Annotated in this window: 13 protein-coding genes; all 13 read left to right on the top strand. The window is 71.0% G+C overall.

Annotation, left to right across the window (positions count from 1 at the left end):
• Positions 1–65 precede the first annotated feature (65 nt).
• Positions 66–1,145 carry an ArgS-related anticodon-binding protein NrtL gene (gene nrtL, locus P1P75_RS18880; RefSeq protein WP_319256758.1) on the top strand — a complete coding sequence of 360 codons (1,080 nt, stop codon included), beginning with the start codon at positions 66–68 and terminating at the stop codon, positions 1,143–1,145.
• 15 nt (positions 1,146–1,160) lie between these two features.
• Positions 1,161–2,552: a diaminopimelate decarboxylase gene (gene lysA / locus P1P75_RS18875; RefSeq protein WP_319256756.1), complete on the top strand. Its 1,392-nt coding sequence runs from the start codon at positions 1,161–1,163 to the stop codon at positions 2,550–2,552.
• A gap of 191 nt (positions 2,553–2,743) precedes the next feature.
• The gene (locus P1P75_RS18870) at positions 2,744–4,036 is read left to right on the top strand and encodes a homoserine dehydrogenase (protein WP_073494093.1); all 1,293 of its coding nucleotides are present in this window, start codon (positions 2,744–2,746) and stop codon (positions 4,034–4,036) included.
• 6 nt (positions 4,037–4,042) lie between these two features.
• Positions 4,043–5,101, top strand: coding sequence for a threonine synthase (gene thrC, locus P1P75_RS18865; RefSeq protein ID WP_150472766.1), 1,059 nt, complete (start codon positions 4,043–4,045; stop codon positions 5,099–5,101).
• Positions 5,102–5,360: 259 nt separating this feature from the next.
• Positions 5,361–6,290, top strand: a complete 930-nt coding sequence (gene thrB, locus P1P75_RS18860; RefSeq protein ID WP_086770601.1) for a homoserine kinase — start codon at positions 5,361–5,363, stop codon at positions 6,288–6,290.
• Positions 6,291–6,695: 405 nt separating this feature from the next.
• Positions 6,696–8,744: a transcription termination factor Rho gene (rho, locus tag P1P75_RS18855; RefSeq protein ID WP_319256755.1), complete on the top strand. Its 2,049-nt coding sequence runs from the start codon at positions 6,696–6,698 to the stop codon at positions 8,742–8,744.
• Between the two features lie 286 nt (positions 8,745–9,030).
• Positions 9,031–10,185: an LCP family protein gene (locus tag P1P75_RS18850; RefSeq protein WP_319256753.1), complete on the top strand. Its 1,155-nt coding sequence runs from the start codon at positions 9,031–9,033 to the stop codon at positions 10,183–10,185.
• Between the two features lie 206 nt (positions 10,186–10,391).
• Positions 10,392–10,613 (top strand): 50S ribosomal protein L31, encoded by a 222-nt coding sequence (rpmE, locus tag P1P75_RS18845; protein WP_086770597.1) that lies wholly within the window; start codon positions 10,392–10,394, stop codon positions 10,611–10,613.
• A 109-nt stretch (positions 10,614–10,722) separates the two neighbouring features.
• The gene (prfA, locus tag P1P75_RS18840; protein ID WP_319256751.1) at positions 10,723–11,799 is read left to right on the top strand and encodes a peptide chain release factor 1; all 1,077 of its coding nucleotides are present in this window, start codon (positions 10,723–10,725) and stop codon (positions 11,797–11,799) included.
• Between the two features lie 81 nt (positions 11,800–11,880).
• Positions 11,881–12,720, top strand: coding sequence for a peptide chain release factor N(5)-glutamine methyltransferase (gene prmC / locus P1P75_RS18835; protein ID WP_086770606.1), 840 nt, complete (start codon positions 11,881–11,883; stop codon positions 12,718–12,720).
• 52 nt (positions 12,721–12,772) lie between these two features.
• Positions 12,773–13,420, top strand: a complete 648-nt coding sequence (locus P1P75_RS18830) for an L-threonylcarbamoyladenylate synthase (protein ID WP_150472770.1) — start codon at positions 12,773–12,775, stop codon at positions 13,418–13,420.
• On the top strand, positions 13,417–14,094 hold the full coding sequence (locus P1P75_RS18825; RefSeq protein ID WP_319256749.1) for a protein-tyrosine-phosphatase: 678 nt from the start codon (positions 13,417–13,419) through the stop codon (positions 14,092–14,094). The genes P1P75_RS18830 and P1P75_RS18825 overlap by 4 nt, the downstream gene beginning before the upstream one ends.
• Positions 14,095–14,437: 343 nt before the next feature.
• Positions 14,438–15,676: a serine hydroxymethyltransferase gene (glyA, locus tag P1P75_RS18820; protein WP_319256746.1), complete on the top strand. Its 1,239-nt coding sequence runs from the start codon at positions 14,438–14,440 to the stop codon at positions 15,674–15,676.
• The last annotated feature ends 77 nt before the right edge of the window (positions 15,677–15,753 follow it).

The following is a 15,753-nucleotide window of genomic DNA, read 5'->3' as shown; positions in this document are numbered from 1 at the left end:
GTCCACATCCCGGACACCTGAAACCGGCTCGCATACCCACCCCCCTCCTCCCCTACGCTTGTCCCGTGACCCCCGTCGAGTTGTCCCGCTCCGTGCTGCACGCAGTGCGGTGTGCTGTCGACGACGGGCAGCTGAGTGTGGTCGTTCCCTCGCGGGTGGTCGTCGGGCGGCCCGGGCCGGGTGGGTGTGGGGACTACGCCACCAACGTCGCCCTTCAGCTGGCCCGCCCCGCGGGGCAGCCCCCGTTGCGGGTGGCCGCGCTGCTCCGGGGGTACCTCGCGCGTGAGGCCGGCGTCACCGATGTCGAGATCACCGGGCCGGGGTTCCTCAACATCACCCTCGACCGGGCCGCCACCTCCACCGCCCTGGTCCGGCGGATCCTGCGCGAGGGGCTGCGCTACGGCCACACCGGCACCGTCGCCGGTCAGGTCTTCGTGTTGTGCGTGCCGTACGAGGTCCGTGCCGAGGTTCTGGCCGACGTGCTGGCGCGGATGGTCGGCTCGCAGGGCGGGCGCGTCGAGGTGGAGCATGGTGGGGTGGAGCACGGTGGGGTGGTGAACCTGCGGCCCGCTGCGGCGCCGGAGGACCCCGCGTTCCTCGGGCCGGACGCCGCCCGCTGGGCCCTGCTGCATCCCGCCCCGCACGACCGGCCCCGCATCACCGCCGATCATCTGGTCCAGCGCGAGAGCAACCCTCTCTTCCGGATCCGATACGCCCACGCGCGCACCCGTGCCGTCAGCCGCAATGCCGCGGACCTGGGATTCACCACCACCGGGCCCGAGACGGACGTAGAGGCGGCGGACACCCCAGACATCACGAACACCCCGGACACCCCGGAAGCCCCGGACGCCCCGGACACCCCGGGGGCCCCGCAACTCCTGGCCCTTCTCGCGGATCATCCCCGTGTCCTGGCCACGGCCGTCGCGCTTCCGCACGCCGATGCCCAGGCCGCGCCCTCCCGCCTCACCCGGCACCTCCTCGCGCTCGCCGATGCGACCCTCGTCCTCCTGCCCGCCGTTCTTCCCCGTGGGGACGAGAAACCCTCGGCCGCCCACCGGTCCCGGCTGGCGCTCGCCGAAGCCGCCGGGACGGTGCTGGCCGGTGGCCTGTCCCTGCTCGGCATCGACGCACCCGATCACCTCTGAGAGAGCACGCCCAAGATGAGCCGTTCCGCACACCCCGCCGGGCCCCGTCACGCCGATGTCCTTCCGGAGGGGCACTATTCGGCGCCGCCCGCCGACCTCAACTCCCTCGACCCCAAGGTGTGGTCGCGGACCGTCAGCCGGGACGCCCTCGGGGTCGTCACCGTCGGCGGAATCGACGTGAAGACGCTTGCCGAGGTTCACGGCACCCCGGCCTACGTCCTCGACGAGGCCGACTTCCGGGACCGGGCCCGCGCCTGGCGTACCGCCTTCGGGAGCGACGCCGACGTCTTCTACGCCGGAAAGGCGTTTCTGTCGCGCGCTGTCGTGCGGTGGCTGCACGAGGAGGGGCTCAACCTCGACGTCTGCTCCGGCGGGGAGCTGGCCACCGCGCTTTCCGCCGGCATGCCTGCCGACCGCATCGCCTTCCACGGAAACAACAAGTCGACGGAGGAGATCGAGCGGGCCGTCCGCGCCGGTGTCGGGCGGATCGTCCTCGACTCCTTCCAGGAGATCGTCCGCGTCGCGCACATCGCGCAGTCCCTCGGCAAGCGGCAGCGCGTGCAGATCCGTATCACCGTGGGCGTCGAGGCGCACACGCACGAGTTCATCGCCACCGCGCACGAGGACCAGAAGTTCGGGATTCCGCTGGCCGGGGGACAGGCGGCGGAGGCCGTGCGGCGGGCTCTCAAGCTCGACGGGCTGGAACTGATCGGGATCCACTCGCACATCGGGTCGCAGATCTTCGACATGTCCGGCTTCGAGGTCGCCGCCCACCGGGTCGTCGGGCTGCTCAGGGAGATCCGCGACGAGCACGGTGTCGAACTGCCCGAGATCGACCTCGGCGGTGGCCTCGGCATCGCGTACACCAGCGACGACGACCCCCGTGAGCCGCACGAGATCGCCAAGGCGTTGACCGAGATCGTCACCCGCGAGTGTGAGTCCGCCAGGCTCCGCACGCCCCGCATCTCCGTCGAGCCCGGCCGCGCCATCGTCGGCCCGACCGCCTTCACGCTGTACGAGGTCGGCACCGTCAAGCCGCTCGACGGGCTGCGGACGTACGTCTCCGTCGACGGCGGCATGTCGGACAACATCCGCACCGCGCTGTACGACGCCGAGTACAGCGTGGCGCTCGTCTCCCGTGTCTCCGAGGCCGCGCCGATGCTGTCGCGCGTGGTGGGCAAGCACTGCGAGAGTGGGGACATCGTGGTGAAGGACGCGTTCCTGCCCGCCGACCTGGCACCGGGTGACCTGATCGCGGTCCCCGCGACGGGGGCGTACTGCCGGTCCATGGCCAGCAACTACAACCACGTGCTGCGGCCGCCGGTCGTCGCCGTGCACGAGGGCGAGGCCCGCGTCATCGTCCGGCGCGAGACGGAGGAGGACCTGCTCCGGCTCGACGTCGGATAGGCGCAGCTCAGCGGGGTGGAAGATGGGGCGTAGGACGGGGTGGGAGCCGCGGTGGGAGACGCGGTGGAAGATCTCCTGTCCGTCGCCCCGCGAAAATGAAATAGATGTCTCACGATCCGGACCAGGGATAGAAACTCCGGTCCGGTGAGTGAGACTGGTGCAACCGTGACGGTATGAGGAAACGAGGTCGGATGATGCGTACGCGTCCGCTGAAGGTGGCGCTGCTGGGCTGCGGAGTGGTCGGCTCAGAGGTGGCGCGCATCATGACGACGCACGCCGACGACCTCGCCGCCAGGATCGGGGCCCCGGTGGAGCTGGCGGGAGTGGCGGTGCGACGGCCCTCCAAGGTGCGCGAGGGCATCGACCCCGCGCTCGTCACCACCGACGCCACCGCGCTGGTCAAACGGGGCGACATCGACGTGGTCGTCGAGGTCATCGGCGGCATCGAGCCCGCCCGCACCCTCATCACCACCGCCTTCGAGTACGGCGCGTCCGTGGTCTCCGCGAACAAGGCGCTGCTCGCCCAGGACGGCGCAGCCCTGCACGCCGCCGCGAACGAGCACGGCGAGGACCTCTACTACGAGGCCGCCGTCGCCGGCGCCATCCCGCTGATCCGCCCGCTGCGCGAGTCCCTCGCCGGCGACAAGATCAACCGGGTCATGGGCATCGTCAACGGGACGACCAACTTCATCCTCGACAAGATGGACTCCACCGGGGCCGGCTACCAGGAGGCCCTCGACGAGGCCACCGCCCTCGGGTACGCCGAGGCCGACCCGACCGCCGACGTCGAGGGCTTCGACGCCGCCGCCAAGGCCGCCATCCTCGCCGGGATCGCCTTCCACACGCGCGTGCGTCTCGACGACGTCTACCGCGAGGGCATGGCCGAGGTGACCGCCTCCGACTTCGCCTCCGCCAAGGCGATGGGCTGCACCATCAAACTGCTCGCCATCTGCGAGCGGGCCGCCGACGGAGGATCCGTCACCGCGCGCGTCCACCCCGCCATGATCCCGCTGACCCACCCGCTCGCCTCCGTGCGCGGCGCCTACAACGCCGTGTTCGTCGAGTCGGACGCCTCCGGTCAGCTCATGTTCTACGGCCCCGGCGCCGGCGGTGCTCCCACCGCCTCCGCCGTGCTCGGCGACCTCGTCGCCGTCTGCCGCAACCGGCTCAGCGGGGCGACGGGGCCCGGCGAGTCGGCGTACGCCGCCCTGCCGGTGTCGCCGATGGGCGATGTCGTCACGCGGTACCACATCAGCCTGGACGTCGCCGACAAACCGGGCGTCCTGGCGCAGGTAGCCACCGTGTTCGCCGAGCACGGGGTGTCCATCGATACGGTGCGGCAGCAGGGTAAGGACGGCGAGGCCTCCCTCGTCGTCGTCACCCACCGCGCGTCCGACGCCTCCCTGACCGGGACCGTCGAGGCGCTGCGCAAGCTCGACACCGTGCGGGGTGTCGCCAGCATCATGCGGGTTGAAGGAGAGTAGCCAGCAATGACCCACCAGTGGCGCGGAATCATCGAGGAGTACCGGGACCGGCTTCCGGTTTCCGACAGCACGCCGGTCGTGACGCTCCGCGAGGGCGGCACGCCCCTCGTGCCCGCGCAGGTGCTCTCCGAGCGCACCGGCTGCGAGGTCCACCTCAAGGTCGAGGGTGCGAATCCCACCGGGTCCTTCAAGGACCGCGGGATGACCATGGCCATCACCCGCGCCAAGGAGGAGGGCGCCAAGGCGGTCATCTGCGCCTCCACCGGCAACACGTCGGCCAGTGCCGCCGCGTACGCCGTGCGCGCGGGCATGGTCTGCGCCGTCCTCGTCCCCCAGGGCAAGATCGCGCTCGGCAAGATGGGGCAGGCCCTCGTCCACGGCGCGAAGATCCTCCAGGTCGACGGCAACTTCGACGACTGCCTCACGCTGGCCCGCTCGCTGAGCGACAACTACCCCGTGGCGCTGGTCAATTCGGTCAACCCGGTGCGCATCGAGGGGCAGAAGACGGCCGCCTTCGAGATCGTGGACATGCTCGGGAACGCCCCCGACATCCACGTCCTGCCGGTCGGCAACGCGGGCAACATCACCGCGTACTGGAAGGGCTACAAGGAGTACGCCGCCGACGGGATCGCCGGGCGCACCCCGCGTATGTGGGGCTTCCAGGCCTCCGGCAGTGCCCCCATCGTGCGCGGCGAGATCGTGAAGGACCCGTCGACGGTCGCCACCGCGATCCGCATCGGCAACCCGGCGTCCTGGCAGTACGCGCTGGCGGCGCGGGACGAGTCCGGCGGCCTCATCGACGAGGTGACGGACCGTGAGATCCTGCGCGCCTACCGGCTGTTGGCCGCGCAGGAGGGTGTCTTCGTGGAGCCCGCGTCCGCCGCATCGGTGGCCGGTCTGCTGAAGGCCGCCGAGCAGGGCAAGGTCGACCCGGGCCAGACGATCGTGTGCACCGTCACGGGCAACGGTCTGAAGGACCCCGACTGGGCGGTGGCCGGCGCTCCGCAGCCGGTGACCGTCCCCGTCGACGCGGTGATCGCGGCCGAGCGCCTCGGGCTGGTCTGACCAGTGGCGTAGGGGAATCCCCGTCAGGGGTGCACAGGGGGCTTGCGACACGCATCGTGCGCCTCCTGTGCGCCCTATGTCGCCACAGAACCTTCCTTCGATAGGCTGTACCGAACCCGCCTACCGCATATGCCTCCGCAGCCCGCGCGGTCGGCACCGGTGCCGCGTCGTCCACAGCGGCCCGAGGGTCCTGTGCACGTCATCGAACGTCAGCGAATCTCATTCGACCATCACGCAGCTCAAGGAGAGTCAACGAGCGATGGCCGGTCCAGCGTTCCGCGCCGCCGCCGTCCGGGTGCGCGTCCCCGCCACCAGCGCCAATCTCGGTCCGGGCTTCGACGCCCTGGGCCTCGCGCTGGGGCTCTACGACGACGTCGTCGTCCGGGTGGCAGACTCAGGGCTGCACATCGACATCGCGGGTGAGGGCAGCGAAACCCTGCCGCGCGACGAGAAACACCTCCTCGTCCGCTCCCTGCGCACCGCCTTCGACGTCCTGGGCGGCCAGCCGCGCGGCCTGGAGATCGTCTGCGCCAACCGCATTCCGCACGGCCGTGGCCTCGGCTCCTCCTCCGCCGCCATCTGCGCCGGGATCGTCGCCGCCCGCGCGGTGACCATAGGCGGCGAGGCCCGCCTCGACGACGCCGCCCTGCTCGAGCTGGCGACCGAGATCGAGGGTCACCCCGACAACGTCGCGGCCTGCCTGCTCGGCGGGTTCACGCTTTCCTGGATGGAGTCCGGCGCCGCGCGGGCGATCAGGATGGAGCCTTCCGATTCCATCGTTCCGGTGGTTTTCGTGCCCGGGAAGCCGGTCCTGACCGAGACCGCGCGCGGTCTGCTGCCGCGCACCGTGCCGCATGTCGACGCCGCCACCAACGCCGGCCGTGCCGCCCTGCTCGTCGAGGCGCTGACCAGGCGTCCCGAGCTGCTGCTGCCCGCCACCGAGGACCGTCTCCACCAGGAGTACCGGGCTCCCGCCATGCCGGAGAGCGCCGCACTCGTGGAGCGGCTGCGCGCCGACGGGGTCCCCGCGGTGATCTCCGGCGCCGGCCCCACCGTGATGGCCCTGGCCGACGCGGAAACGGCAGACAAGGTCGAGCGACTGGCCGGTGCGGAATGGGCCGCCAACCGGTTGAGCCTCGATCTCAAGGGGGCGAGCGTGCTGCCGCTCGCGCCCTCCGGCGACTTGTGAAAGCACACGGTTGCCGGATTTCGAGAGGGGGAATGTTTGTTGGATCCGGTAGTGTTAACCTCAAGTCTGCACCCGACCTCACCATGGCGAGGTGCTTCATGTCCCCCTCCGGGACAGACATTCTTCCGGGAGCTCCCCACGCCGCACTGCGTTCCGTACGTCGTACTTGGGCAGTACGCCGTGCAGCGACGCTGAGCGGTCCGACGGGCACGCTCCGGAATCGGTGCAACCACGCCACGTGACACTGGGTGTCACGGATCGTCGAGGAAGCGCCATCACCAGAAATCTCTTCCGCCGCTTTGGCGGACAACCGCCCCGGCTTCGCCACAGCAAGGACCGAAGTCGGACAGCACAACCGGTCGCCGAGCCAGACAGGCCGACGTCCGCTCCAGGGAAGGACCCTTCGTGAGCGACACCACCGATCTGATGGGCGCACGTGTCGAGGAGACCGCTGCCGCGCCCTCCACGGACGCCTCCGCGCCTGCCGCCGGTGCCGGCTCCCGGCGGCGCCGCGGTACCGGCCTCGACGGCATGGTGCTGGCCGAGTTGCAGCAGGTCGCATCCGGCCTGGGCATCAGGGGCACCGCGCGTATGCGCAAGAGCCAGCTGATCGAGGTCATCAAGGAGGCGCAGGCGGGAAGTGGCGCGCCGGCCGCGAAGGCCGCGACAGCCCCCGCGGCGGACGCCGCCGAGACCAAGCCCAAGCGTCGCGCCACCTCCAAGGCCCGCACGGGCGACGAGGCCGCCGAGAAGAAGGCGGACGCCGCCCCGGCCGAGGCCCCCGCCGAGAAGGCCGTGGCCCAGCAGCAGATCGAGATTCCCGGCCAGCCGGGCGGCGGAGGCGAGGCTCCCGTCGAGCGCCGCCGTCGCCGTGCGACCGCCGACGCGGGCAGCCCCGAGACCGTCACCGCCGAGGCGAAGAGCGCGCCGAAGGCCGAGGCCGCCGCGGTCGCCACACAGACCGAGCAGGCTCAGCCGCAGGGTGACGCCAGGACCGACGCGGACGGCGCCGAGGGCCGTCGCCGCGACCGCCGTGAGCGCGGCCGTGACCGCGACCGCCGCGGCAAGGGTGACGACCAGCCGGGCCAGGGCGGTCAGCGCCAGCAGCAGGGCCAGCAGAGCGGTGGCCGTCAGGACCGCCAGGACCGTCCGGAGCGCCAGGACCGTCAGGACCGTCAGGACCGCCAGCGCGACAACGGCCCGCAGGACGACGACGACTTCGAGGGCGGCCGTCGCGGCCGTCGCGGCCGTTACCGGGACCGTCGGGGCCGTCGCGGCCGTGACGAGATCGGCACCGCCGAGCCGCAGGTCGCCGACGACGACGTCCTGATCCCCGTCGCGGGCATCCTCGACATCCTCGACAACTACGCCTTCATCCGTACGTCGGGCTACCTGCCGGGTCCCAACGATGTGTACGTCTCCCTCGCCCAGGTCCGCAAGAACGGCCTGCGCAAGGGCGACCACGTCACCGGCGCGGTCCGTCAGCCGAAGGAAGGCGAGCGGCGCGAGAAGTTCAACGCGCTCGTGCGTCTCGACTCCGTCAACGGCATGGCGCCCGAACACGGCCGTGGCCGCCCGGAGTTCAACAAGCTCACCCCCCTGTACCCGCAGGACCGCCTCCGCCTGGAGACGGACCCGGGCGTGCTCACCACCCGCATCATCGACCTCGTGTCGCCGATCGGTAAGGGCCAGCGCGGTCTGATCGTGGCCCCGCCGAAGACCGGCAAGACCATGATCATGCAGGCGATCGCCAACGCGATCACGCACAACAACCCCGAGTGCCACCTGATGGTCGTCCTGGTCGACGAGCGTCCGGAAGAGGTCACCGACATGCAGCGGTCGGTCAAGGGCGAGGTCATCTCCTCGACCTTCGACCGCCCGGCCGAGGACCACACCACGGTCGCCGAGCTGGCCATCGAGCGCGCCAAGCGCCTGGTGGAGCTGGGCCACGACGTCGTCGTCCTGCTCGACTCGATCACGCGTCTGGGCCGTGCGTACAACCTCGCCGCCCCGGCCTCCGGCCGCATCCTGTCCGGTGGTGTCGACTCGACGGCCCTCTACCCGCCGAAGCGCTTCTTCGGTGCCGCGCGCAACATCGAGGACGGTGGCTCGCTCACCATCCTGGCGACCGCGCTCGTCGACACCGGGTCCCGCATGGACGAGGTGATCTTCGAGGAGTTCAAGGGCACCGGCAACATGGAGCTCAAGCTCGACCGGAAGCTCGCCGACAAGCGCATCTTCCCGGCGGTGGACGTCGACGCGTCCGGCACCCGTAAGGAAGAGATCCTGCTCGCCCCCGACGAGCTCGGGGTCGTCTGGAAGCTGCGCCGGGTGCTGCACGCGCTCGACCAGCAGCAGGCGGTCGAGCTGCTTCTCGACAAGATGAAGCAGACGAAGTCGAACGCCGAGTTCCTGATGCAGATCCAGAAGACGACGCCGGGCAACGGCGACTGACGAAGGTCTTCACCAGAGGGCCGTCCCCTTGCGGGGGCGGCCCTTTCTGCTGTTCATGGGGAATGTGATCTTTTCCGCACGGCTCTCGCTCGGGACGACCTTCGAGCAGTACGACGTCTTCGCCCGACATCGCAGGTGAGCGGGGGTGCTCCGTCCCTCACGCGCTCACGCTCCGTGCCCGGCCTGCTCCAGGCCGGGCACAGAGCGCTGTGCAACCCTGTGCCGAGTTTCCCCGTCTGACCTGACGGAGGGACCATGGTGGCGTTGACACGGAACCGAGGAGCGCATGTCCGCGGAGAGCACGCCGGAGCCCGGCATACCGGGAGAGGCCGGCCCACCGGATGAGCCCGGTACCGATGGCCGGGGCCATCGGACCAAGGGCCACCGCCGCAAGCCCCGGGCCGCACGCAGGGGCCTGATGATCGCGGCGTGGACCGCGGCGGGGGTGGCCGTCCTCGGCGGTACCGGCCTCGGGTACGTCTACTTCAAGCTCAACGGCAACATCGAGAGCGTCGACATCGACCAGGCCCTCGGCACCGACCGGCCCACGAAGGCCGGCAACGGCTCGGAGAACATCCTCGTCCTCGGCTCGGACACCCGCTCCGGTGCCAACAAGAAGCTCGGCGGCGGCACCGACGACGGCAGCGCCCGCTCCGACACGGCGATGATCATCCACGTGTACGAGGGCCACAAGAAGGCCAGCGTGGTGTCCATCCCGCGCGACACCCTCATCGACCGCCCCCGGTGCACCGACACCCAGGGCGGCACCCATGACGCCGCGGCCGGCGTCATGTTCAACTCGGCGTACACCACGGGCGGCGCGGCCTGCGCCGTCAAGACCGTGGAGTCCCTCAGCGGTGTCCGCATGGACCACTATCTGGAAGTCGACTTCTCCGGCTTCGAGAAGCTGATCGACGAGCTGGGCGGGGTCGACATCACCACGACCGAGGACATCAAGGACCCCGACAGCCATCTGGACCTCAAGGCCGGCACGCACACGCTCGACGGCGAACAGGCCCTCGGCCTGGTCCGCACCCGGCACGGCGTCGGCGACGGCTCGGACCTCGGGCGGATCCAGCTCCAGCAGGCCTTCATCAAGGCCCTGGTCGACCAGGTCAAGGACGTAGGCGTCCTCACCAGCGGCAAGAAGCTGTACGCCCTCGCCGACACGGCCACCAAGGCCGTCACCACCGACTCCGACCTCGGTTCGCTGAACTCGCTGATGTCCTTCGCGGGCGGCCTCAAGGGCATCGGCGCGCAAGACATGCACATGGTCACGATGCCGGTGCGGTACGACCCCGCGAACCCCAACCGCGTCATCGTCGAGAAGGCGAAGGCCCAGCAGGTCTGGACGGCCCTGCGCAACGACCTCCCGATCCCGCAGACCGCCACCGAGGGCAATGCCACGGGCGAGGCGGCGGGCGTCGTGTCCGCGTCCTGACCGAGCGGGACGCGCACTGAGAGCGCGGTGAGACCGCGGCCGGACCCCCCGCGACGCCCGCCGCGGGCCCGCGGGGAATAGATCGCCGCACCCCCCGGTTTTGGGGGATGCGGCCAGTGCTGGCAGACTGGTACGTCGGCTCCGGTTCACGCTTTTCGCATCCCGCGGACGGCGACCCGGCGCCCTCCCGAAACCTAGGAGACACCTTGAAGCGCGACATCCACCCCGAGTACGTCGAGACGCAGGTCAGCTGTACCTGTGGCGCGTCGTTCACCACCCGCAGCACCATCGACGGCGGCGCGATCCGTGCCGACGTGTGCTCCGAGTGCCACCCGTTCTACACGGGCAAGCAGAAGATCCTCGACACCGGTGGCCGTGTGGCCCGCTTCGAGGCCCGCTTCGGCAAGGCCGCCGGCTCCACGAAGTAGCGAGCCCCATTTCGCCGGTCCACGGCCGTGCCCCTGCCCGGGGCACGCGCCGGGACCGGCGTTTTTGGTCGCCTGCCTTCCCTTTCCTTCGCAGTATCAGGAGCCAGAGATGTTCGAGGCCGTCGAGGAACTCCTCGGTGAACACGCCGACCTGGAGAAGAAGCTCGCCGATCCGTCGGTCCACTCCGACCAGGCCAACGCGCGCAAGCTGAACAAGCGCTATGCCGAGCTGACCCCGATCGTCGCCACGTACCGCTCCTGGAAGCAGACCGGCGACGACATCGTGACCGCGCGCGAGTTCATCGCCGACGACCCGGACTTCGCCGCCGAGGCCAAGGTGCTGGAGAAGCAGCGCGAGGAGCTGACCGAGAAGCTGCGGCTGCTGCTCGTCCCGCGCGACCCGAGCGACGACAAGGACGTCCTGCTGGAGATCAAGGCGGGTGCGGGCGGAGACGAGTCCGCGCTGTTCGCCGGCGACCTGCTGCGGATGTACCTGCGATACGCCGAGCGCGTCGGCTGGAAGACCGAGATCATCGACGCCACCGAGTCCGAGCTGGGCGGCTACAAGGACGTCCAGGTCGCCGTGAAGACCAAGGGCGGCCAGGGCGCCACCGAGCCCGGTCAGGGCGTGTGGGCCCGGATGAAGTACGAGGGCGGCGTGCACCGTGTGCAGCGCGTCCCGGCGACCGAGTCGCAGGGCCGTATCCACACCTCCGCGGCCGGTGTCCTCGTCACGCCCGAGGCCGAGGAGGTCGACGTCGAGATCAACCCCAACGACCTCCGTATCGACGTCTACCGTTCCTCCGGGCCCGGCGGGCAGTCCGTGAACACGACCGACTCCGCGGTGCGCATCACGCACGTTCCCACCGGGGTCGTCGCCTCCTGCCAGAACGAGAAGAGCCAGCTCCAGAACAAGGAGCAGGCGATGCGTATCCTGCGCTCCAGGCTGCTCGCCGCGGCACAGGAGGAGGCGGAGCGGGAAGCCGCCGACGCCCGCCGCAGCCAGGTCCGCACCGTCGACCGCTCCGAGAAGATCCGCACCTACAACTACCCGGAGAACCGCATCTCGGACCACCGGGTCGGCTTCAAGGCGTACAACCTGGACCAGGTCCTGGACGGCGACCTCGACGCGGTGATCCAGGCCTGCGTCGACGCGGACTCGGCAGCGAAGCTGGCAGCCGCGTAAGGCACGTACGCACGACCGAGGACGACACGGAGGACTTGCGTGCAGCAATCATTTGGGGGACGTTCCCCGAGCCCCCGCAGTCTGCTGCTCGCTGAGGTAGCTCAGGCCACCCAGCGGCTGGCCGACGCCGGCGTGCCCTCGCCGCGCAACGACGCGGAGGAGCTCGCCGCCTTCGTGCACGGCGTGAAGCGCGGCGAGCTCCACTCCGTGAAGGACTCCGACTTCGACGCCCGGTACTGGGAGGTCATCGCCCGCCGCGAGCAGCGCGAGCCGCTCCAGCACATCACGGGGCGCGCCTACTTCCGGTATCTGGAGCTCCAGGTCGGGCCCGGCGTCTTCGTACCGCGCCCGGAGACCGAGTCGGTGGTCGGCTGGGCGATAGACGCCGTGCGCGCCATGGACGTCGTCGAGCCGCTGATCGTCGACCTGTGCACCGGCTCCGGCGCCATCGCGCTCGCCCTCGCCCAGGAGGTCCCGCGCTCCCGCGTGCACGCCGTGGAGCTGTCGGAGGACGCCCTGGTGTGGACCCGCAAGAACATGGAGGGGTCCAGGGTCGACCTGCGTCAGGGCAACGCCCTGGACGCCTTCCCGGACCTCGACGGCCAGGTCGACCTGGTCGTGTCCAACCCGCCGTACATCCCGCTCACCGAGTGGGAGTACGTCGCCCCCGAGGCCCGCGACTACGACCCGCAGCTCGCCCTGTTCTCCGGCGAGGACGGCCTCGACCTGATCCGGGGCATCGAACGCACCGCGCACCGCCTGCTGCGGCCCGGCGGCGTCGTCGTCATCGAGCACGCCGACACCCAGGGCGGCCAGGTGCCGTGGATCTTCACCGAGGAGCGTGGCTGGGCCGACGCGGCCGACCACCCCGACCTCAACAACCGGCCGCGCTTCGCCACCGCCCGCAAGGCGCTGCCGTGACCGTCCCCCCGCCCACAACCGCGCAGTACGTGCACGAGGAGGCCCGCTAGACATGGCACGGCGATACGACACCAATGACGCGACCGACCGCGTGACGGGTCTGCGCGAGGCAGCGTCCGCCGTCCGCCGTGGCGAGCTGGTCGTCCTGCCGACCGACACGGTGTACGGCATCGGTGCCGACGCGTTCTCCAAGGAGGCCGTCGGTGACCTGCTGGAGGCGAAGGGCCGGGGCCGCAACATGCCCACGCCCGTCCTCATCGGCTCGCCGAACACGCTGCACGGTCTCGTCACGGACTTCTCCGAGATGGCCTGGGAGCTGGTCGACGCGTTCTGGCCGGGCGCGCTCACCCTCGTCGCCAAGCACCAGCCGTCCCTCCAGTGGGACCTCGGGGACACCCGTGGCACCGTCGCCGTCCGCATGCCGCTGCACCCGGTCGCCATCGAGCTGCTGACCGAGGTCGGCCCGATGGCGGTCTCCTCCGCCAACCTCACCGGCCACCCGGCGCCGGAGAACTGCGACTACGCCCAGGAGATGCTCGGCGACTCCGTCTCCGTCTACCTGGACGGCGGCCCCACCCCGGGCAACGTCCCGTCGTCGATCGTCGACGTCAGCCGTGAGGTGCCCCTGCTGCTGAGGGCGGGCGCGATCTCGGAGGAAGAGCTGCGCAAGGTCGTACCCGACCTCGAGGTGGCGAATTGACAGCCCCTGACGCGGGGCGTGGCATAGGCACCGGGGAACGTGCAGCGGAACAGACGACGACGTTCGGGTTTCCGCGCGACACCTTCCGCATCCTCCACGTCAGCACCGGCAACGTCTGCCGCTCGCCGATCACCGAGCGGCTGACCCGGCATTTCGTGTCGCAGCGCCTCGGGGTGCTCGGCGGCGGGCTGATCGTGGAGAGCGCGGGCACCTGGGGTCATGAGGGCGCACCGATGGAGGCCAACGCGGAGACCGTGCTGGCCGGCTTCGGCGCGGACGCCTCCGGCTTCACCGGCCGGGAGCTGCTCGACGAGCACGTCATCATGGCCGACCTGGTGCTGACGGCGACCCGTGACCACCGCGCCCAGGTCATCTCCATGGGCCACTCGGCGGGCCTGCGCACCTTCACGCTGAAGGAGTTCACCCGCCTCGTCAACGCGATCGACCCGGCCACCCTCCCCTCGCTGGACGAGGGCGTGGTGATGCGCGCCCGCGCCCTGGTCCGCGCGGCAGCCGCCCTCCGGGGCTGGCTCCTGGCCCCCACGGCGGAGGCCGACGAGGTCTACGACCCGTACGGGGCACCGCTCCCGTTCTTCCGCTCCATCGGCGACGAGATACACCAGGCCCTGGACCCCGTGGTGACGGCGCTGACGGGGGTCCCGGCGCGGACCTGAGGTGCGCTGCCTGGCAGACGTCGGCTGATACGTGCGGGTCGGTGCCCGGTGGTGAGCCGGTGGTCGGAGTCGGCCGCAGCGGTCCGCTGCCCGTGAGGCCCGCCGGGGCCAAGGGGTGCGAGGGGTGCGAGGGGTGGGTCAGGCGTCGGCCGCCGTGGTGACGGCGCTGACGGGGGTCCCGGCGCGGACCTGAGGCCGGGGCTGTGTCCTTCTCCGGGGTTTCTCCGGTCCCTTGAGGGCTTCTCGGGGCTTCTCGGGGCTTCTTCGGGTGGCGTAGCCGGGCGGCCGGGGCGGCGTCGGCCTACATTGGACGTACGTCACCGTCGACGCCCCGGAGTCCACCATGCCGGTCACCCATGCCATCGAGGCCGACGTCCTGCGACGTCAGGACCCCGCCGTCGCCGAGCTCCTGCTCGGGGAGCGTGAGCGGCAGGCGTCGACGCTTCAGCTCATCGCCGCAGAGAACTTCACCTCCCCCGCCGTGCTGGCCGCGCTCGGTTCGCCGCTGGCCAACAAGTACGCCGAGGGCTATCCGGGCGCCCGCCACCACGGCGGCTGCGAGATCGTGGACATGGCCGAGCGCCTCGCGGTGGAGCGGGCCACGGAGCTGTTCGGCGCCGACCACGCAAACGTCCAGTCCCACTCGGGCTCCTCGGCCGTCCTCGCCGCCTACGCCGCTCTGCTGCGCCCCGGCGACACCGTCCTCGCCCTCGGCCTGCCCTACGGCGGCCACCTCACGCACGGCTCACCGGCGAACTTCTCCGGCCGCTGGTTCGACTTCGTGCCGTACGGCGTCGACGCGGAGACCGGGCTCATCGACCAGGAACAGGTGCGCACCCTGGCCCGCAGCCACCGCCCCAAGGCGATCGTCTGCGGCTCCATCGCCTACCCCCGGCACATCGACTACGCCTTCTTCCGCGAGGTGGCCGACGAGATCGGCGCCTATCTCATCGCCGACGCCGCCCACCCGATCGGCCTGGTCGCCGGGGGAGCGGCGCCGAACCCGGTGCCGTACGCCGATGTCGTCTGCGCCACCACGCACAAGGTGCTGCGCGGCCCGCGCGGCGGCATGATCCTGTGCGGTGCCGAGCTGGCGGAGCGGGTGGACCGGGCCGTGTTCCCGTTCACGCAGGGCGGCGCGCAGATGCACACCGTCGCCGCGAAGGCGGTCGCGTTCGGCGAGGCGGCAACACCTGCGTTCACCGTGTACGCCCATCAGGTGGTCGCCAACGCCAGGGTGCTGGCGGCCCGGCTGGAGGCGGAGGGGCTGGTCGTCACCACCGGCGGCACGGACACCCACCTCATCACCGCCGACCCGGCGCCCCTGGGCGTCGACGGACGGACGGCCCGCGGCCGGCTCGCCGCGGCCGGGATGGTGCTGGACTGCTGCGCGCTGCCGCACGCCGACCTGCGTGGCCTGCGCCTGGGCACGGCCGCGGTGACCACGCAGGGCATGGGGGAGGCGGAGATGGCGCGGATCGCGAAGCTGATGGCGGGCGTACTGCGGGGCGACGCCGAGGGCCGCCAGGTGCGTGAGGAAGTGCGGGAACTGACCGCGGGATTTCCGCCCTCTCCCGGCTGAACAGGGGCAGGCGCTCTCCCGTGCACAGTCACCCGTGCAACCATCGTCGCTACCCGGAAGTCCTCACCCTTATGCGC

The sequence above is a fragment of the Streptomyces sp. ID05-39B genome, assembly GCF_033794725.1.
In the GTDB taxonomy this organism is placed as follows: Bacteria; Actinomycetota; Actinomycetes; order Streptomycetales; family Streptomycetaceae; genus Streptomyces; species Streptomyces bobili.
The sequence above is the reverse complement of the archived record's forward strand: the minus strand, read 5'-3'. Positions and strand labels throughout refer to the sequence as shown.